At 71.9% G+C, this 17906-nt stretch carries 18 protein-coding genes, 1 tRNA gene and 1 other RNA gene; 6 read left to right on the forward strand and 14 right to left on the reverse strand.

All coding sequences use genetic code 11. The annotated features are described in order from the left end of the window. Positions 1 to 118 precede the first annotated feature (118 nt). The 3 genes from V6S67_RS01650 to ffs form a co-directional block, all read right to left on the reverse strand. Positions 119 to 3721 carry a DNA polymerase III subunit gamma and tau gene (locus tag V6S67_RS01650; RefSeq protein ID WP_442884679.1) on the reverse strand — a complete coding sequence of 1201 codons (3603 nt, stop codon included), beginning with the start codon at positions 3719 to 3721 and terminating at the stop codon, positions 119 to 121. Then, positions 3718 to 4683 carry a tRNA glutamyl-Q(34) synthetase GluQRS gene (gluQRS, locus tag V6S67_RS01655; RefSeq protein WP_334208588.1) on the reverse strand — a complete coding sequence of 322 codons (966 nt, stop codon included), beginning with the start codon at positions 4681 to 4683 and terminating at the stop codon, positions 3718 to 3720. Before gluQRS ends, V6S67_RS01650 begins: the two co-directional genes overlap by 4 nt. A 27-nt stretch (positions 4684 to 4710) precedes the next feature. Then, positions 4711 to 4806, reverse strand: an RNA gene (gene ffs / locus V6S67_RS01660) — signal recognition particle sRNA small type. A gap of 124 nt (positions 4807 to 4930) precedes the next feature. Between ffs and V6S67_RS01665 the strand changes: the two genes are divergently transcribed. Further along, positions 4931 to 5015 (forward strand) — tRNA-Ser (locus V6S67_RS01665). A 49-nt stretch (positions 5016 to 5064) separates the two neighbouring features. On the opposite strand, the gene V6S67_RS01670 is transcribed toward V6S67_RS01665, so the two are convergent. Continuing rightward, complete coding sequence (locus V6S67_RS01670) at positions 5065 to 5982, reverse strand: oxygenase MpaB family protein (RefSeq protein ID WP_334208589.1); 918 nt, start codon at positions 5980 to 5982, stop codon at positions 5065 to 5067. A gap of 168 nt (positions 5983 to 6150) precedes the next feature. On the opposite strand from V6S67_RS01670, the gene V6S67_RS01675 reads away from it, so the two are divergent. After that, positions 6151 to 6654 (forward strand): glutathione peroxidase, encoded by a 504-nt coding sequence (locus V6S67_RS01675; RefSeq protein ID WP_334208590.1) that lies wholly within the window; start codon positions 6151 to 6153, stop codon positions 6652 to 6654. Positions 6655 to 6666: 12 nt separating this feature from the next. On the opposite strand, the gene V6S67_RS01680 is transcribed toward V6S67_RS01675, so the two are convergent. Further along, positions 6667 to 7587 (reverse strand): hypothetical protein, encoded by a 921-nt coding sequence (locus V6S67_RS01680; RefSeq protein WP_334208591.1) that lies wholly within the window; start codon positions 7585 to 7587, stop codon positions 6667 to 6669. Positions 7588 to 7698: 111 nt separating this feature from the next. Between V6S67_RS01680 and V6S67_RS01685 the strand changes: the two genes are divergently transcribed. The 3 genes from V6S67_RS01685 (at position 7699) to V6S67_RS01695 (ending at position 9739) form a co-directional block, all read left to right on the forward strand. After that, a complete protein-coding gene (locus V6S67_RS01685; RefSeq protein WP_334208592.1) occupies positions 7699 to 8622 on the forward strand; it encodes a ribokinase in 924 nt (307 codons plus the stop codon). Between the two features lie 105 nt (positions 8623 to 8727). Beyond that, positions 8728 to 9027: a type II toxin-antitoxin system VapB family antitoxin gene (locus tag V6S67_RS01690; RefSeq protein ID WP_334208593.1), complete on the forward strand. Its 300-nt coding sequence runs from the start codon at positions 8728 to 8730 to the stop codon at positions 9025 to 9027. Continuing rightward, on the forward strand, positions 9020 to 9739 hold the full coding sequence (locus V6S67_RS01695; RefSeq protein WP_334208594.1) for a LytR C-terminal domain-containing protein: 720 nt from the start codon (positions 9020 to 9022) through the stop codon (positions 9737 to 9739). Before V6S67_RS01690 ends, V6S67_RS01695 begins: the two co-directional genes overlap by 8 nt. Positions 9740 to 9775: 36 nt before the next feature. On the opposite strand, the gene V6S67_RS01700 is transcribed toward V6S67_RS01695, so the two are convergent. From V6S67_RS01700 to V6S67_RS01740, 9 genes are all read right to left on the reverse strand, one after another. Beyond that, a complete protein-coding gene (locus V6S67_RS01700; RefSeq protein WP_334208595.1) occupies positions 9776 to 10375 on the reverse strand; it encodes a DUF6328 family protein in 600 nt (199 codons plus the stop codon). Between the two features lie 19 nt (positions 10376 to 10394). After that, positions 10395 to 11216 (reverse strand): bifunctional hydroxymethylpyrimidine kinase/phosphomethylpyrimidine kinase, encoded by an 822-nt coding sequence (thiD, locus tag V6S67_RS01705; protein ID WP_334208596.1) that lies wholly within the window; start codon positions 11214 to 11216, stop codon positions 10395 to 10397. 4 nt (positions 11217 to 11220) lie between these two features. Beyond that, on the reverse strand, positions 11221 to 12192 hold the full coding sequence (locus V6S67_RS01710; RefSeq protein WP_334208597.1) for a TIGR01777 family oxidoreductase: 972 nt from the start codon (positions 12190 to 12192) through the stop codon (positions 11221 to 11223). Then, positions 12176 to 12631, reverse strand: a complete 456-nt coding sequence (locus V6S67_RS01715) for a hypothetical protein (protein ID WP_334208598.1) — start codon at positions 12629 to 12631, stop codon at positions 12176 to 12178. Before V6S67_RS01715 ends, V6S67_RS01710 begins: the two co-directional genes overlap by 17 nt. Next, a complete protein-coding gene (locus V6S67_RS01720; RefSeq protein WP_334208599.1) occupies positions 12628 to 13293 on the reverse strand; it encodes a TetR/AcrR family transcriptional regulator in 666 nt (221 codons plus the stop codon). Before V6S67_RS01720 ends, V6S67_RS01715 begins: the two co-directional genes overlap by 4 nt. Before the next feature lie 89 nt (positions 13294 to 13382). Then, a complete protein-coding gene (gene tgt, locus V6S67_RS01725; protein WP_334208600.1) occupies positions 13383 to 14645 on the reverse strand; it encodes a tRNA guanosine(34) transglycosylase Tgt in 1263 nt (420 codons plus the stop codon). Between the two features lie 92 nt (positions 14646 to 14737). Continuing rightward, positions 14738 to 15598: a DUF6707 family protein gene (locus V6S67_RS01730; protein WP_334208601.1), complete on the reverse strand. Its 861-nt coding sequence runs from the start codon at positions 15596 to 15598 to the stop codon at positions 14738 to 14740. Positions 15599 to 15699: 101 nt separating this feature from the next. Further along, on the reverse strand, positions 15700 to 16239 hold the full coding sequence (locus tag V6S67_RS01735) for an NUDIX hydrolase family protein (RefSeq protein WP_334208602.1): 540 nt from the start codon (positions 16237 to 16239) through the stop codon (positions 15700 to 15702). A 29-nt stretch (positions 16240 to 16268) separates the two neighbouring features. Next, positions 16269 to 16991: a VOC family protein gene (locus V6S67_RS01740; protein WP_334208603.1), complete on the reverse strand. Its 723-nt coding sequence runs from the start codon at positions 16989 to 16991 to the stop codon at positions 16269 to 16271. 198 nt (positions 16992 to 17189) lie between these two features. Here V6S67_RS01740 and V6S67_RS01745 point away from each other — a divergent pair, with 198 nt between their 5' ends. Then, on the forward strand, positions 17190 to 17795 hold the full coding sequence (locus V6S67_RS01745) for a YdeI/OmpD-associated family protein (protein ID WP_334208604.1): 606 nt from the start codon (positions 17190 to 17192) through the stop codon (positions 17793 to 17795). Positions 17796 to 17906 lie beyond the last annotated feature (111 nt).

Genomic DNA, 17906 nt, shown 5'->3' on the forward strand with positions numbered 1-17906 from the left:
CCCGCCACCCCGCGACGGGCACGGGAGCGCCCTTCCATTGTCCGCCCTGCACCGCCGCCGGCAGGTCGCACGGCGGACCGATTCCGCCCTCGGCATGCCCTTTCAGGGCCGAGCGGCGTCACTGACCGTCGATGCTGCGTTCTTCGATGAGCCGACCGTTGAGGATGCGTTCGATCGCCGTGCGGCCCACGAGTCCGGACTCCTCGATGGTCTCGTCGTCCGCGCTGGGCTCGTCCACGACGAAGCGCCTGTCCACGGCACCGCGGGCGGCCGCGGCCTCCTCGGCCCGCTTCCGCTCGGCCTCGTCGAGGAGCTGCTGATAGCGGCTGATCGGCTTCTGCCGGATGGCTCCGGCGGGAGCCGGACGATCGGGGACAGCGGTTCCGACCGATCCGGAGGGGCCGACGGGACGGGTGGGCGCGGTGGCGGTGCCGGCCGAGGCTCCTGCGGCTCCTGCGGCTCCTGCGGACCGCGGGGGATCGGTGGAGGCAGCGGGCTCCGGTGACCGGTCCGGCACGGGCCCGCGTGCGCCCGCGCCTGCCAGGCCGCGGGGTGACACGGGCGACACGGGTGACGACGGGGCCGAGGACGCGGGCGGCGTGGCTGCGGGAGGACTCCAGACCACCGACCGGGACGGGGCCGGTGCGGCACCCTGTGCCGCAGGGGTGGCTCTTGGTGCCCTGGGCGGTGCGGGCACCGACGCCGGTTCAGCCGGAACGCCGCTGCGTGCCGGCGAGGGAGCGGGGGCAGGACGCGTTGCCGCTGCCTGCGGTTCCCGGGAGGGTCGCTCGTAGGGGTCCTCCGGCACCTGCCCCCAGTCGTTCCCGGGATCGAAGGCGTCCTCGGGGGGCTCGACGAGCGCCCATGAGTCGTCCGACATCGAGGGGTCCCACGCGCTGACGGACTCCGATCCCGGACCGTCGGTGGACGCGGCGGCCCGACCCGGTCCGCGGGTCCCGGGGCGGGTACCTGTGCCGCCCTGCCTGCTCTGCGGGGCGTTCGCCGGAGTGCCGCCCGGCCGCTCCGCGGTGCGGCCCGGCTCGGCGGCCCGGACCACGGGGCGGGCCGGGTGGCTGCCGTTGCGGGTCGACGCGGAGGGTGGCTGAATCTGGTCACGGGCGGGCAGTGCATCCCCGGAAGGGGTCCCCGCTGCCGGCACCGAGGGCGTCACCGACTGTGGCGCCGAGGGCGTCGCCACCGGCCGCCCAGCGGCAGGAGGCTGCGCTTCGGCGCCGGCCACGGCCGCTGTGGCGGGCCATGGCGGGGGAGCGGCGGGTCCGTGGGCCGTAGGGCCCACCGCACCGGCGCGGACACTGTCAGCGCCACTGCGACCGGTCGACGGCGCGGGAGTGCCGAGGCCCGGGTTACTGCCCGGGGCCGACTGACTGGCCGGTACTTTTGGGCCCGACTCACCCGCCCCGCCGGCGTCGTGGACCGCCTCGATGGAGCACGTGAGCCCAAGGACCGTGTGGATGGCCTGCTTCACGTTGTCCACGTGGGGGCCGCGCTGGAACCCGATGGCGTTGCCCTGGTTGGCGAAGGCCAGCACCAACTGGTTCCCCTCGAAGGAGCGCGGCTTCGCGGAGACGTTGACGATCAGCCACGTGGCCCGCTTGATCCGGGCGACCTCGTCCATGATCTCAGGCCATGCCCGGCGGATCATCTCGACGCTGCCACCGGACGCGCCGGAGGCGCCGGAGGCACCGGAGGCACCGGGCTGGCCCTGCTGGACGGGCTGGCCCTGGTCCGGGCGGCGGGTCTCCTGCTGAGGCTGCCCCTGCTGCCGGGCGCTCTGGCCAGGCTCGTGCGGTCCGCCCTGGACCGGTGGCCGGGCAGGCACCTGCGGTCCGCCCTGCGGCTGGGCTGGCGCACCCCAGGACGGCGCGTCCCCCTCGCGAGCGGGGGCCCCGTTCGACGGGCCTCCCACGGTGTCGGGACGCGGACCCCGTTCGGTCCCGGCCCGATCGGCCGACGGCTGGTGCTCGCCGGATCGGGCACGTCCGTCGTCCTGCTGCGGCGCACCGAGGGCCGGCGCGGCCGGCTGCGGGGAGGACGACGCAGCGGGGACCGGAGCAGGCGTCGCTGCATCGTCCACGGTGGGAGCATTGCCGGCCGCGGCGTCAGCGTGACCGCTCACCGGCCGTTCCGCCGGTGACCCGGGGCCGGCCGGAGGCGACGTGGCCGGTGCCACGGGCGCCTGACCGGCGGGAACCGTTCCGCCCCCTGCGGGCTGCTTCGCCGGTCCGGCCTTCGCCGGCTCGGGCTCGCCGAAGGCCGAATCCGTGGAGACGCCCCAGCTGCCTCCCCAGTCGGGGGACGAGTCGGCCGATGCAGGCGCTGCGCCCGGCCGGTCGGCGCGGGACGCCCCGGGGACGGCGGGGGAGTGCGCGCCCGGCACAGCGGCAGCGGCGGGAGCGGCCGGGTCGGCGGCGGGCAGCGACCAGCGGGCCGCGGCCTCCTCGGCCGTCCGGGGGACATCGAGCCGGGGGCGGGCCGGTGCCTTCGGTGCCTCCTCGGCGGGGGTCTCCGCTGCAGCCTCCGCAGCGGGGGTGCCGCCGGCATATTCGAGGCGTCGCTCGATGCGGTCCACCCGCGCCAGGGTGCCGCGGACCGTGGCGTCGGCGGCCGGGAGCAGCAGCCGGGCGCAGAGCAGTTCGAGGTGTAGGCGCGGCGAGGTGGCACCGGTCATCTCGGTCAGGGCCGTGTTGGTGACATCGGCCGCGCGGGAGAGTTCGCCCGCGCCCAGCTGATTGGCCTGCGAGCGCATGCGGTTCAGCTGGTCGTCCGGGACGCCGCGGAGGATCGACGCAGCACCCTCGGGGACGGCGTTGATGACGATCAGGTCGCGGAAGCGCTCCAGCAGGTCCTCGACGAAACGGCGTGGGTCGTGTCCCGTCTGGATCACGCGGTCCACGGCGTTGAACACCGTGGCGGCGTCCCCGGCGGCGACGGACTCCACGACGTCGTCGAGCAGCGTGGCATGCGTGTAGCCCAGGAGCGAGACCGCGAGCTCGTAGTCGAGCCCGTTCTCGCCCGCACCGGCCATGAGCTGATCGAGCACGGAGAGGGAGTCGCGCACCGAGCCGCCGCCGGCGCGGATGACGAGCGAGAGCACGCCGGGCGCCACCGGCACGTTCTCCTGCCGGCAGAGCTGCTCGAGGTAGGCCATGAGGGGCTCGGGCGGGACGAGGCGGAACGGGTAGTGATGCGTGCGGGAGCGGATGGTGCCGATCACCTTGTCCGGCTCCGTGGTCGCGAAGATGAACAGGATGTGCTCCGGCGGCTCCTCGACGATCTTCAGGAGTGCGTTGAAGCCCGCCGACGTGACCATGTGGGCCTCGTCGATGATGAAGATCTTGAAGCGGTCGCGCACGGGTGCGAAACTGGCGCGCTCGCGGAGGTCACGGGCGTCGTCCACACCGCCGTGGCTGGCGGCGTCGATCTCGATGACGTCCAGGCTGCCGGACCCGTTGCGGGCCAGTTCGACGCAGCTGTCGCAGGTGCCGCACGGGGTGGAGGTGGGGCCCTGGGCGCAGTTGAGGCAACGGGCGAGGATGCGGGCGGAGGTGGTCTTGCCACACCCGCGGGGCCCGGAGAAGAGGTACGCGTGGTTGATGCGGTCCTTGTCGATGGCCGCCATCAGCGGTTCGGTGACATGCTCCTGGCCGATGACGTCCGCGAAGGTCTCGGGACGGTAGCGGCGGTAGAGGGCTGTACTCACGGAAGAACCTTATCGGTTGGTGCTGACGGTTTGCATGCCGGACCGGCGGGGGCGGAGAACGGGCCGGCGGACAGGACCGCAGGGTCCACGACCCACGGATCACGGGGCAATCGGGCGGGGTCGAACGATGCGAGAGCCGCTGCGAGCGACCCTCCGGGAAGGCCGAGCGACGCCAGGATGACGCCCAGCACCGCCTCCGGTGACCAGCCCAGCCGTGCGAGGTCCTCCAGTGTCACAGCGCCGTCCCGTTTTGCCAAGCGGCGGCCTCCGGGCGAGACGGCCAGGGGCACGTGGGCGTACGTGGGCGCCGGCAGGCCGAGCAGCGAGGCGAGGTAGGCCTGCCGTGGAGCGGACTCGAGCAGGTCGTCGCCCCGCACCACCTGGTCGATCCCCTGGGCGGCGTCGTCGACCACGACCGCGAGGTTGTAGGCGATCACGCCGTCGTTCCGCCGCAGCACGAAGTCGTCCACCGGGGCGGTGACGTGCCCGGTCAGCAGGTCCTCGATGACCCAGCTCCCGACACCGGCGGCGAGGCGCAGCGCCGGCCGCCGCTGCTCCCGCCGTCGTTCCCGTTCGTCCTCGCCGAGCCCGCGGCAGGTGCCCGGGTAGAACCCTGGCCGGCCGTGCGGGGCACTCGCGGCCTCGGCCACGTCCCGGCGCGTGCAGAAGCACTCGTACACCAGGCCCTCCGCCTGCAACCGGCCCAGGGCCTGGTCGTAGCGGGCGGCATTCCTGCTCTGACGCACCACGGGCCCGTCGGAGAGGATGCCCAGCGCGGCCAGTTCGGCCAACTGCTCCGCCTCTGCACCGGCCCGCACGCGGTCGAGGTCCTCGACGCGGAGGAGGAAGGCCCTGCCCGAGGACCGGGCGAAGAGCCAGGCGACGACGGCGGTGCGGAGATTGCCGAGGTGCAGCTGCCCGGAGGGGCTGGGGGCAAACCGGCCGGCGCCTCTGCCTGCCACGTCCGACCTCCCGCCGTGCTCGCTTAAAGTGAAGACCCCCCATGCACCTGCCAGAGCCCGCTTACCCTTGCTACCTTCCGGTCCTGGGGGAGTTCACAGGATGACACCACATGAGGGGCCGGGAAATAGTCTACACAGGAGCATGCGCGGCTTTCGAATCGGCGGCGAGGGGGCGCGGGGAGGCCCGCGCCGGGCACGATTCGGCAGGAACCGCCTGTATGGGTATTCTGGTATCTGCTCCAAAAGAGGAGGATTCGCCTAGCGGCCTATGGCGCACGCCTGGAACGCGTGTTGGGTTAACGCCCTCGGGGGTTCAAATCCCCCATCCTCCGCTCGAAGCACACAGCTGAACCCCGGCCCACCGGCCGGGGTTCAGCTGCTTTAAGCCACCGATGGGTCCGTGGTCCCCGTCACCCGCCGGATGCGCTTCTTCGCCGCAGCCTCTGCCGGGCCCTCGGGGCCGAGTCCCAGCCGGATCACGCCGAGGACGAGCCGGACCGCCGTGCGGACGGGCAGGGGGATCGGCCCGAGGGACGGCACCCGGAGCCCCAGCAGCTCGCGGTGCCTCGGCTCGAGGGTGGCCACCGCCCCCGCGAACAGGATCTGGTACCCGAGGCGCTGGGAGCGCGGGAGCGGTGGACGGCGGACGTAGGTGAGCGCCTCCTGCACCTGGTCGCTGTTCGTGAGTTCGCCGTCGAACGCCGCGAGCTGTGCCCGGAGCTCGGCCACGGACCGCGGGGGGTCCTCGAGGCCCATCAGGTGCCCCGCGTGCGCCCACTCCTCCACGTACCGGTCCGCGCCGCCCGGGATCGGGCCGCCGTACGCGGCGTGGGCGGCCACGAAGGCATCCGTGAACGCGAGATGCACCCAGCGCACGAGGTCGGGATCGGCTGCGGAATAGGGGCGCTCGGTCCCGCGGCTGTCGGTGTACGTGCCCTTGACGCGCGTGTGGAGGTGCTGCACGAACGCCGACCCCTCCTGTGCGGCGACCTTCGAGCCGTACGTGACGGTGAAGATCCACCGGATGGTGTTCGCGAGCCGACCGAGCGGCTCCTCGCGGAAGCTGGAGTGCGCGTGGACACCTGCCATGGCACCGGGGTGGAGTGCCTGCAGCAGCAGGGCCCTGATGCCGGCCACCGTCGGGGTGATGGAACTGTGCACCGTCCAGACCGCGGACCCGACGGGGAAGTAGCCCGCATCGTCGCCCTTCTCGAACTCGAACTGCCACTGCGGGATGGTCGGGTCACCGTCCGTGAAAGTGGTTCTGAGCTGCAGCTTCCACGTGTCGATGATTCCCATGCCACGCCCTATCCTGTTGATGACCCGCGGTGGACCGGAGGCCTGCACGGCCACCCCTGCTTCCAACGTCTCCCCCCGTCCGTTTGCTCCTGCCGCGTTCCAGCCCGCCGCCATCCGCGCGACGGGACGGAACGAAGCAGGGGGACCATCACCTATCAGGGAGCAGCAATGTCCTCGTCCGACCTGTACGAGATCGACCTCACCATGAACGACGGCACGCGCAAGTCCTTCGGCGAGTTCCGCGGCCGGCCCGTCCTGGTGGTGAACGTGGCGTCGAAGTGCGGCTTCACGCCGCAGTACGCGGGGCTCGAGAAGCTCTACGGGACGTACGCCGGGGAGGGCCTGGTGGTGCTCGGCATGCCGTGCAACCAGTTCATGGGCCAGGAGCCGGGGAACGACGGCGAGATCGCCGAGTTCTGCTCCACGACGTTCGGCGTGACGTTCCCGCTGCTGTCCAAGGGCGACGTCCGCGGGAAGGACCAGCACCCGCTGTACGGGGAGCTGACGAAGTTCAGGAACGGCGTCCTGCCCGGTCTGGTGAAGTGGAACTTCGAGAAGTTCCTCGTCGATCGCGAGGGGGACGTCGTCGCGCGTTTCGCCCCCACCGTGGAGCCGGATGCCCCCGAGGTCGTCGCGGCGATCGAGGACGTCCTGGCCCGTCCCGCCGCCTGAGCCGTCGCGGCGTCAGCCGAGCGAGGCGACGCAGCGTGCGAGGAACGCGGCTCCCGCGTCCTCGTGGATGAGCGAGCCCTCCGTGAGCACCTCGTAGGGCTTCGACGGGATGCCGTCGGCGGGCCGCACATCGACGTGCGCGACGTCGAACCCCTGGTCGTGCAGGTAGTCCGCCATGGCGTAGTCGCTGCGGGAATCGCCGACCGTCCGCCACGTCCGCGGGATCTCCATGAGCGGGGCGATGAGCGTGAGGGCGCGCTCGGCGCCCAGGTCCTTGCCGACCCGCACCGATTCCATGTCGGTGGAGATGATCGTCGGGTCCACGCGGTAGTCGATGTCGCCGTTGCTGTTCGGTTCCTCGCGGTCCAGCCGGCAGGCACCCATGTCGTGGCTGTGCATGATGTCGAGGGCGTCGCTGTCGAAGGAGCGCTGAGCCTCGAGGTAGTCGGCGTTCGTCGCGTCGAGTGACTGCTCCACGGACACCATGGCGAGCTTGGTCTCGTCGAAGAACATCAGGTCCGCGTACTTCTCCTCGACCAGGTCCCGTACGTCGTCGGCGAAGCTGGTCGGGAGCGCGAGCTCGCGGTCCACGAAGACCTGGCCCGCGCCGTCGGCCGTGAACGAGAACCAGGTGGAGCCCTTCTCGCAGACGGCGTGGAAGGTGATCCCGGCCGGGATGCCGAGGGCGAGCATCGGGGCCATGACCTGCTCCCTGATGAAGGCGTCGGAACGCCCGGTGTTGAAGACCACCGGCCATCCCGCGGAGGCGAGCGTGAGCAGGTCGGCGATGATCCCCGTCGGCACCGTCCGCGTCACGGGGCTCGCGACAGGGCCGTCGACGTCGAGCAGCAGGCCCTGCGCGGGCCGTGCATCAGCCGGTGCGGGAGCGGGGGGAGCGTCGGGGAGCAGGTCGAGGGGGGCGTCCGTAGGCATGCTCCCATTATGTTCCCGGGACGCCCGCTCCCTGTATTCGCCCCTGGCGACCGCCGTCCGGCCGGCCGGCTGCCGACCGGACACGGCTGGCCGCATGGAAGACTGCTGGGCATGAGCAGGCCGGGCATCGTCGTCGTCGGATCCATCAACGCGGACCTCGTGGTCACCCTCGAACGGCACCCGCGACCGGGCGAGACCGTGCTGGGACGCTCCCTGACGGTGCTGCCCGGCGGCAAGGGCGCCAACCAGGCGGTCGCCGCGGCACGCCTGGGCGCCGACGTCCTCATGGTCGGCGCCGTCGGATCCGACGCCTACGCGGACACCGCGCTCTCGGCCCTCGCCGCGGCGGGTGTCGACCTGGGCTCCCTCACACGGACGGACGGTGGCACCGGCGTGGCCGTCGTCGAGGTGTCCGACGACGGCGAGAACACCATCGTGGTGCTGCCCGGCGCCAACGGGGAGATGACGCCCCGGATCGTGGCGGCGTCGGCCGCCGTCATCGGCGCGGCGGCCGTCGTCGTCGTCCAGGGCGAGGTGCCCGCCGCTGCGACCGAGGCGGCCGTGCGCGCCACGTCCGGCCGCGTGATCGTGAACCTCGCACCGGTCGTCGCGGTCGACCCGGAGGTGCTCCTGCGCGCCGATCCGCTGGTCGTCAACGAGCACGAGGGCGCCCTGGTGCTCGCCCAGCTGGGCGCCGGGGAGGCATCGGGCCACACGGCCGTCGTCGAGGCGCTCCTCGGGTGCGGCTTCGCGTCGGTGGTGATGACGCTCGGCGCAGCCGGCGCGCTGGTGTCCGACGGCGGCCCCGTCCGGGCCGTGCCCGCACCCCGGGTCACCCCCGTCGACACCACCGGTGCGGGCGACGCCTTCGTCGGGGCGCTCGCCGCGCGGCTCGGAGCCGGGGACCCGCTCGAGGACGCCGTCCGGTTCGCCGTACGGGTGGGCTCCTACGCCGTCCAGTACGCGGGAGCGCAGCCCTCCTACCCGTCGCCGGACGACGTGCTCCCCGGCGAGGACCAGGGTGCCGACGCCTGAGGGCCCGACGCCGTGCGCCCGCCGCGGCATAACCTTTGGGCCACGAGATCGCCGCCCGGGCCCGCTCGCATTCCCTTGGCTGAAGCAACAACCTACGCTGTAGCAGTGATCTTCAAAGCAGTGAGCGACGGACGCCCCTACCCGGACCACGGGCACGTGACCCCCCGGGACTGGGCGGAAGTACCTCCCCGGCAGGTGCGACTCGACGAACTGGTGACCACCAAGACCACCCTCGACCTCGAGGCGCTCCTCGCCGAGGACTCGACGTTCTTCGGCGATCTCTTCCCGCACGTCGTGGTCTGGAACGACGTCATGTACCTCGAGGACGGCCTGCACCGCGCGGTCCGGACCGCACTGCACCAGCGGAGCATCCTGCACGCGAGAGTCCTCGTGCTCGATGACTGAGCAGGAATCGTCGCGGCGTCAGCGGGAGCAGGACTCGCCCCGCCAGCAGCGCGCACAGGCGAAGCGCGATCCGACCGAGTGGCACGGCCACCGCATCGTCACCGAGACCGACCTCGGGGCGGTCTTCGAGGACGACGACGCCGCACGCCGGCGGCGCTCGTCGATGCGCCGGATCCGGCACGGTGTGGTCCTGGTGCTGCTGGTCGGGCTGGTGGCGGCAGGTGTGGTCGTCGCCCTCGGCCTGGCGCGCGGCGACATCACCCTCGGCTCCTCCGACGTCGTCCCCGAGCCCATCTCCACCTGCCCTGCCGGTCCGTTCGACTACCAGGACCCGAGCGCGATCACCGTCAACGTCTACAACAGCACGACCATCGACGGGCTCGCCGGTACCGCAGCCGATCAGCTCCGGGGGCGTGCCTTCGCGGTGCGGGAGATCGGCAACCGCGAGGGCGTCTCCGTGGCCAGGGCCGCGGTCGTCGTCTCGGGCGAGGGCGGGCGGGCCAACGCGTTCACGCTGCAGCGCACCCTCCCGGACTCCATCTACGTGCCCGACGAGCGCGAGGACAGGACGGTCGACGTCATCCTGGGCTCCTCCTACTCCGGGCTCGTGCCGCCCGAACTCGTGGACATCACGCCGGCGGGACTCAGCTGCGCGCCCGAGGAGGGCGCGACCCCCACCCCGGCACCCACCCCGGCACCCACTGCGCCCTAGGCCGCGCCGGGTTGCCGGCGTCCCTCGACCGGCTGGTCAGGGAGCGGCGCGGTTCCGCACGGCCCGACGCCGGAGGGCGAACGGGTAGACGACCCACAGCAGGAGCACCACGAGCAGGATCGATCCCGCGACGACGAGGCCCGCGGTCCGGCCGACCACGAGGTCGAAGATCAGCCAGGCCGTGCCCGCGAGGACGAGGCCCACGAGTGCGATCGTCGCGCGGATGATCACCGCTGTGTGCTGCACGAGCGTCGCCTTCACGCGCAGGCCGAAGAGGACGCGATGCAGGTTGACGGAGGACAGCACCAGGGCCGTGATCAGCGCCGACAGGCAGACCAGGCACAGGTAGACCAGCACCTGCGTGTCGTCGAGCTCGTCGAACCGGCTCTGGAAGGGCAGGGTCAGCAGGAATCCGGTGAGGATCTGGATGCCGGTCTGCATGACCCGCAGTTCCTGCAGCATCTCCTGCCAGTTCCGGTCGAGCCGCTGGTTGCTGCTCTCGCCGCGCCCGTCGTCGTCCGTCGCCGGGTCCGTGTCGGGGCCACCCACGACGTCGCCCGCCGCGCCGGCGCTTCCCCTGCCGTGCGCACCACCGCGGTCCGCGCCTGGCTCGGGCTGGTCCGCCGCGGTGCTCACGATGCGCCTTCCCTGCCCGCTAGGAGCGGGCGCCTCCCTGCCAGACGGCGTCGAACGGGGCGTTGGACGCCACGCGGTTGCGGATGCCCTCGGTGACGAACGCCTTGGCGGTGCGGGCGGCGTCGAGGGGTGCCGCGCCCTTGGCGAGCTCGGCGGCGATGGCCGCGGCGAGCGTGCAGCCTGCACCGCTGACGGCGACGTCCCCGACCTTCGGCGCGGACAGCACCTCCAGGGTCTCGCCGTCGAAGTACACGTCCACGGCGTCGGGGCCCTCGAGGCGCACGCCGCCCTTCGCGAGGACGACGGCGCCGCTCTGGCGGTGGATGATCCGGGCGGCCTCCTCGAGGTCCTCGAGGGTCTCGATGGTGATGCCCGAGAGGGACTCCGCCTCGAAGTGGTTGGGGGTCACGAAGGTGGCCAGCGGCAGGATATTCGCCTTCAGCGCCTGGTCGGTGTCGAGCGCTGCCCCGGGCTCCTGTCCCTTGCAGATGAGCACCGGGTCGAGGACCACGTTGTCCCACTCCTGGCTCTGCAGGGCGGTGGCCACGGTGTCGATGGTCGCGGGGGTGCCGAGCATCCCGAGCTTGACCGTGCGGAGCGGGTAGCAGGACTGGATGGCCTCGAGCTGATCGGCGATGACCTGCTGGTCGACGGGTACGAAGCGGTGCTGCCACTCGTTCTTCGGGTCGAAGGAGACGATGCAGGTCAGGGCGACGACGCCGTAGACGCCGAGCTCCTGGAAGGTCTTCAGGTCTGCCTGGGCGCCGGCGCCACCGGTCGCCTCGGATCCGGCGATGGTCAGGGTGACAGCGGGGGACACGGGAGTCTGGGTCTCGGACATCCTCCTAGTCTGCCCGAACCGGCTCAGGGGCGGCCACCCGGTCGCGGGCGAGGATGTCGTCGAGCGCAGGACCCAGGGTGGGGTAGGTGAAGCGGAAGCCGGCGTCGAGCAGTCTGCGCGGGCTCACCCAGCGGCTCTTGAGCACGAGCTCCGCCTCGGTGCGGATGATCATGCCGCCGAGGCCCAGGAGCCAGGCGGGGGTCCGCAGCCCGGCGGGGACGTGCAGGCGCTGCCGGACGGCCGCCATGAGCTGCGCGTTCGTCACCACCTCCGGGGCCGCGACGTTCACGGGGCCGGAGAGCGACGGCGTGACGGCGATGAAGACCACCGCGCGGAAGAGATCCTCGAGGTGCACCCAGCTGAACTTCTGCGACCCCGTCCCCATGGGGCCGCCGAGCCCGGTGCGGGCGAGGACCGTCAGGGGCGTCATCACGCTGCCGGGACCGAGCACGATCGAGATGCGCAGCGCGACCTTCCGCACGCCCGGCACGTCGGCGTCGGCCTGCGCCCTCTCCCAGGCCCGCGCCACCGAGACCGAGAAGCCGGTGCCGAGCTCGCCGTCGTCCTCCGACTGCGGCCGGTCCGTCGCATGACGGTAGATGGTGCCGGTGCTGGCGTTGATCCAGACCGGCGGGGGTGTGCCGCCACCCATACGGCACTGCGCGAGCGCACGCCCGAGTTCCTCCGTGGTGTCCACGCGGGAGGAGAAGATCACGTCCGCGTTCCGCTTGTTGTACCGGCAGTTCACGCTGCGCCCGGCGAGGTTGACGAGGAGGTCGGCGCCGTCGAGCGCGGCCGCGATGCCCTGCATGTCGCCCCACACGGCGGGCCCGGCGCGGCCGATGGTCCGGACCTCCACGCCGGCCTCGGTGAAGCGGCGCACGAGGTGGCTGCCGATGAAGCCCGAGGCGCCTGCGATGACGACCGTGCTGATGTCCGTGGTGATGTCCGTGCTGATGTCAGGGGTGGTGCTCATGGCGGACCAGCTTCCAGATACTGGCGCGGGCCAGGGCGGCCGCGCCTCCGATGATGAGGGCGGTGGGGAGGCTGTCCCCGAGGAGGGTGGACGGCGAGAGCAGCGTCGTGACGAGGAAGGCCACCAGGGTGAATCCGGCGAAGAAGACCGCGACGTGGACCCACTGGCTGCGCAACGGGCGGAGGAGCAGTCCCAGCACGATCCCGACGGGCAGACCGGTGACCAGTCCCACGCCGAGGCCGTACCAGAGGGCCAGCAGGAAGACCCGTGGAGCCTCGGCCCCCCAGGAGGAGGCGAACGCGAGTGCCAGGGCGGTGAGGCCCACGAGGAACGCGACGGCGACGGCGCCCGGTCCGAAGGTGACGCGTGGATCGTCGCGCCGCCGTCCGTCGCCGCCCGCCGCCTCCCCGTCCCCGGGGGTTCCGTCGCCCGCGCTCACTCGCGTGTCCCGCGGATCAGCTGCACGATGTCCTCGACGATCTTCCGGACCACGGGCAGCCGCGAGAGGATCACGAGTTTCGAGATCAGCGGCGCGGCCTGATGGATGAGCCGGCGCGTGCGGGCCTGTCCGGGGGAGGAGTCGTAGACCCAGAAGAGCGTCACGGCCATGTAGGCGTACCAGAGGAGCTCGGGCAGGTCGTCGCGGATGGCGAGGGGCGGCTGCGGCCGCGACAGGGCCACGGCCTGCCGGAACAGGGCGATGGCCCGGGCGCGCGCGACGGCGGATTCACTGCCGAAAGGGCTCGTCGTCGCCGAGGGCTTGATGGCGATGCCGATGAAGTTCGAGCCGAAGTCGTGGTACGGCGCCATGACGTCGATCCCCGAGTTGAGTACGAGGCGCAGCAGCTCCCCGAGGTTCTGGCCCTCGCGCAGCAGCGGCAGCACGCGGGTGCGGTGTTCCTCCTGCAGGCTGCGGTAGAGCTCGTGCACGAGGTCGTCCTTGGAGGCGAAGTAGTAGTACGCACTCCCGGTCGAGACGTTCGCGGCCGCGGCGATGGCGCGCATGGTGGTCTTCTCGTACCCGACCTCGCGGAAGAGCCTGAGCGCGGTGGACACCAGCAACTCCCTCGTGGCTTCGCTCTTGGCGGTCGGCGTGGGCATCGGGCTCCTGTCTGAACATGTTCAATTCGGAGTGTAGCCCTTATTTGAACGCGTTCAGAAGCGGCAGCCGTCCTGCTCGGGCTGCGCCGTCAGGCGTAGTACCTCCCCAGCACCTCCGCCTTCAGGTCGTAGAACGTGCCGTCCTCGATGGCCGCCCTCGCGTCGTCGACCATCCGCACCACGAAACGCTCGTTGTGGATGGAGATCAGCGTCGCCGACACCATCTCCTTGGCCTTGAAGAGGTGGTGGATGTAGGCGCGGGTGTAGTGGGTGCACGTGTAGCAGTCGCAGCCCTCGACCAGGGGCGTGAAATCACGGCGGAACCGGGCGTTCGAGAGATTCCAGCGGCCGTCCGGTGTGTAGAACGCGGAGTTCCTGGCCACGCGGGTGGGGGAGACGCAGTCGAACGTGTCCGCACCGTTCTCGATACCCGTGAAGAGGTCGTCCGGCTCGGAGATGCCGAGCAGGTGCCGCGGCTTGTTCTCCGGCAGCTCGTCGCTGCACCAGCCGAGGATCGTCCCGAGGTTCTCCTTCTCGAGCGCCCCGCCGATGCCGAAGCCGTCGAAGTCCATGCCCCCGAGATCGGCGGACGCCTTCCGGCGCAGGTCCTCGTACTGCGCGCCCTGGATGACGCCGAAGAGTGCCTGGTAGGGGCGGTGGCTGCGTTCGGCCGTCAACCGCTGGTGCTCGGCGATGCAGCGCAGGGCCCACAGGCGCGTCCGCTCGAGGGACTCCTCCTGGTAGCCGCGCGAGTTCATCAGCGTGGTGAGCTCGTCGAAGGCGAACATCACGTCCGCGCCGAGCTGGTGCTGCACCTGCATCGAGATCTCGGGCGTGAACCGGTGGCGGTCGCCGTTCAGGTGGCTCTTGAACCACACGCCGTCGTCGTCGATATGGGCCAGGCGCTCCTTGCCGACGGCCACGCGGTCGTCCGCCCCGGCCTTGTCGGCGTCCACGGGGACGTCCATGGTGATGACCTTCTTGAACCCCGAGCCGAGGCTCATGACCTGGAAGCCGCCGGAGTCGGTGAAGGTGGGGCCCGGCCAGTTCATGAAGGCGCCCAGCCCTCCGGCCTCGTCGAGGATGTCCGCGCCGGGCTGCAGGTACAGGTGGTACGCGTTGGCCAGGAGCGCCTGGGCGCCGAGCTCGGCCATGGCGCCGGGGAGCACCGACTTCACCGTCGCCTTCGTGCCGACGGGGATGAAGGCGGGCGTCCGGATCTCCCCGTGCGGCGTGGTGATGGTCCCGGTGCGCCCGTGCCGCCTGGCGCCGCTGCCGGCCCCCGGCGTCGTCTCCTCGAGTCGGCTGGAGACGGTGAAGGAGAACGAGGACTGCTGGGACTGTGGATGCACCACCCTATTTTGCCAGCTCCGCGGGCGCGGGCCGACCGCCGGCCGCGAGGGGTCCGGCCGTCCGCAGGGCACAGGCCGCCCGCGACGTCCGGCTACGCGAGCTGGTCGTTGAGCGCCCCGACGGCGGCGAGCTCCGCGGCGATCCGCCGCTCCAGGACGTCGCGGCTGAGCGTCTCGGACCCGCCGTGGGCCCGTAGGTAGAGCAGCACACCGATGCGCAGCACCCGCCAGTCACGCTCGACGTCGGTCTTCCCCGCCGCCGAGGCGCGCAGGATCTCCGGGTCGTACACGTTCGGCTCGTTGAGCTGGCGCTGCCGGTACATGGCGGAGGTCTTGGCGCGCAGCGGGTCCGTCTCGGCGTCGTCGGCCGCCCGGATCGCGGCGGAGTACCGGGCCGAGCGGGCGTCGTCGTGCCGGGTGAGGTAGGCGGCGATCGCGAGGCCTCCCTCGATCCACTTCCACCGCCCGAAGTTCCCGTCGAAGGGCAGCTCCGCGAGGAGGTCGGCGACGGTCAGCGCCGACGCGGTGTCGCCCTCGTCGATCAGCAGGGCGAGCGCGAGCTGGTGCAGATCCTGGAGGTTGCTGCCGGACTTGAGGTTGATGCCGCGCGCCAGGCGCCCCGCCACCTTCTGGATCGCATCGCTGTCGGGATGCGCCAGCGCGATCTGCGCCACGAGCGCCTCGGGGGAGCCGTGGTCGGCGGCGACGGCGGAGACGCCGATCTCGGCGTCCGCCGGTTCGAGGTAGACCATCGAGCCCGTGGCGATCGAGATGCGGCGGCCTCCGTCGATCGTCGCGACGACGAGTGCGGGTACCCCGAAATCGTCGTTCTCTACCGCGACGGCGGAGACCTCCGCCAAGTCGCCCCCGCCGGGGAGCGCCAGGACGTCGCCTGCCGTGAGCGCCTCCGCCGGGACCGCGCGCAGTCCTGTCCTGCCTGTCTTGTCCATCATGTACGTCGTGCCAACCTCTGCCAGTAGCCCCCTGGATCTTCTGCGGCGCCTCAGCGCGCCCGTTTCACGATACGGTAACGCGGGCGCCGGCGGGTGCTCCGTCAGCGGCCCCAGCCGGCATGCGCGAGCGCCTGGCGCAGCAGATCGCCGCGTCCGCCCGAGAGCTCGGACTGGATGGCGGGGCCCAGCGCCTCGGCGGGCGTCAGCCAGGACAGCTCGAGCGCGTCCTGCCGCGGTGCGCACTCGCCGGTCACCGGGATGATGTACGCGAGGGCGACGGCGTGCTGGCGGTCGTCGGTCAGGCCCGTCTCGGACGGGGACGGGAAGTACTCCGCGATCGTGAAGGGCAGGGGCGACGGCGCCAGCTGCGGCAGGGCGAGCGGCCCCAGATCCTTCTCGAGGTGGCGCAGCAGCGCGGCCCGGATGGTCTCCCGGTACATCACGCGGCCGGAGACGAAGGTCCGCAGCATCTCGCCCTGCTCGTTCGCCTGCAGCAGCAGACCCACCTCGTTGACGTAGCCCAGCGCGTCGCAGCGCACCGGGATCGCCTCGACGTAGACCATGGGCAGACGGCGGCGGGCCTCGTACAGGTCTTCTTCGGAGAGCCAGCCCGGGTTGGGGTCAGGGGTGCGTACGTTCATACCCCCAGTTAAGCAGACGCCGCCCCGGCTCAGCCCTGTCGGTGCACCGTGTACCCGTCGAAATGCCGCAGGCACTCGTTGATCCGCACGTCGGCACCCCAGGGAGCGCGGACCCGCAGCGACCTCCCGTGGCTCCCGTCGACCATCACGGGCTCGAAACCGCCGCCGGCGAGGCCCCCCAGCAGGTCCCGCACGTCGCCGTCGTGCTCGAACGCGAGCTCCACCTCCATGCGCTCGGCGGCATGGACGGCCACGAGGCCACCGTTCTTCGCCCGGAAGTCGTGCCAGGTGCCCGCAGCGGAGCTGATCCTCGGTCTCGCCCCGATGTCCCGCAGGACCCTGACGGCCGGACCGACGTCGGGTGTGTGCCAGACGGCAAGGACCGACAGCCGGGACTGCAGGGCGCCCGTCCCGCGAGGGCCGGCAGCGGCGAGGAAGGACATGCCGTCCGGGGTGGTGATCCGCGCGGCCGGGCCATCGCCCTCCTCGGTCAGTTCGGCGGCGGTCCCGGACTCCTCCGTCCGCCGGGCGAACTCCCGCACATCGCCGACGTCGAACGCGAGGGCGGTCCCTCCGTCGTCCGTGCTGCCCGGCCGGCAGGAGCGCAGGGCCACGCGGCCGCCGGCGGCGTCGAACACCGCAGACGAGCTGTCGGTGACGGGCTCGGTCGCAGGGGTCAGGCCGAGGGCCCGGAGGAGATCCGCCGCGCCGGTGGCGTCGGAGGTATGGACGAGGGGGCGCACGCGGAGCATCGGTTCTCCCTGGGGTGGGTGCGGAGGGCCCGGCCGCGACCGCGGACAGGCTCAGGGTCCCATCGACCCTACGGCGCCCGGCACCGCGTACGAGATCCGGCGTAGGTGTGCGTCGATCAGCGCCGCGGGTGGGCCGGGCGTCACCAGGCTGCCGGCACTCCGGTAGCCGCCCGGGGAGTGCGGCCCTAGGGTGTTGGCATGAAGGCCGACCTCCCCGAACTCCTCCTGCCCGACACCGCCGCCTGGCGCCGCTGGCTGGAGGACAACCACGAGTCCTCGCCGGGCGTCTGGCTGATCGAGCACAAGAAGGGCGGGACGACGACGACCCTCACCTACGCGCAGGCCCTCGACGAGGCGCTCTGCTTCGGCTGGATCGACGGGCAGGCGAAGACCCGCGACGGGGGCAGCTACCTGCAGCGCTTCACGCCCCGCGGTCCGCGGAGCATCTGGTCGGTCCGCAACCGGACCTACGTGGACAGGCTGCGCGCCGAGGGGCGGATGCGCGAGGCGGGGGAGCGGGCTGTCGCCGCGGCCCAGGCCGACGGTCGATGGGAGCGCGCATACGCCGGCCCCGCGACCGCGGAGATGTCCCCCGAACTCATGGCCGCGATCGAGGCCGACGCCGGGGCGCTCGCCACCTACCGCACCCTGTCGTCACAGAACCGGTACGCCATGATCTTCCGCCTGACCCAACTGAAGACCGATGCGGCGAAGGAGAGGAACATCGCGAAGTTCGTCGCGATGCTGTCCAGGGGCGAGACCGTCTACCCGCAGGGCAGGAGAAACGGCGAGAGCGCGAAATAGTATGCCCTTCGGTCATTCTTGACCAGACCTTAAGGGTTCCCGCTGGTTCTCCCTCGGATCCCCTCGGTATGGTCGAGGGACGGGCCTGGTTCGCAAGAAAAACCTGAAATG

Source organism: Arthrobacter sp. Soc17.1.1.1 (genome assembly GCF_036867195.1).
Classification (GTDB): domain Bacteria; phylum Actinomycetota; class Actinomycetes; order Actinomycetales; family Micrococcaceae; genus Arthrobacter_D.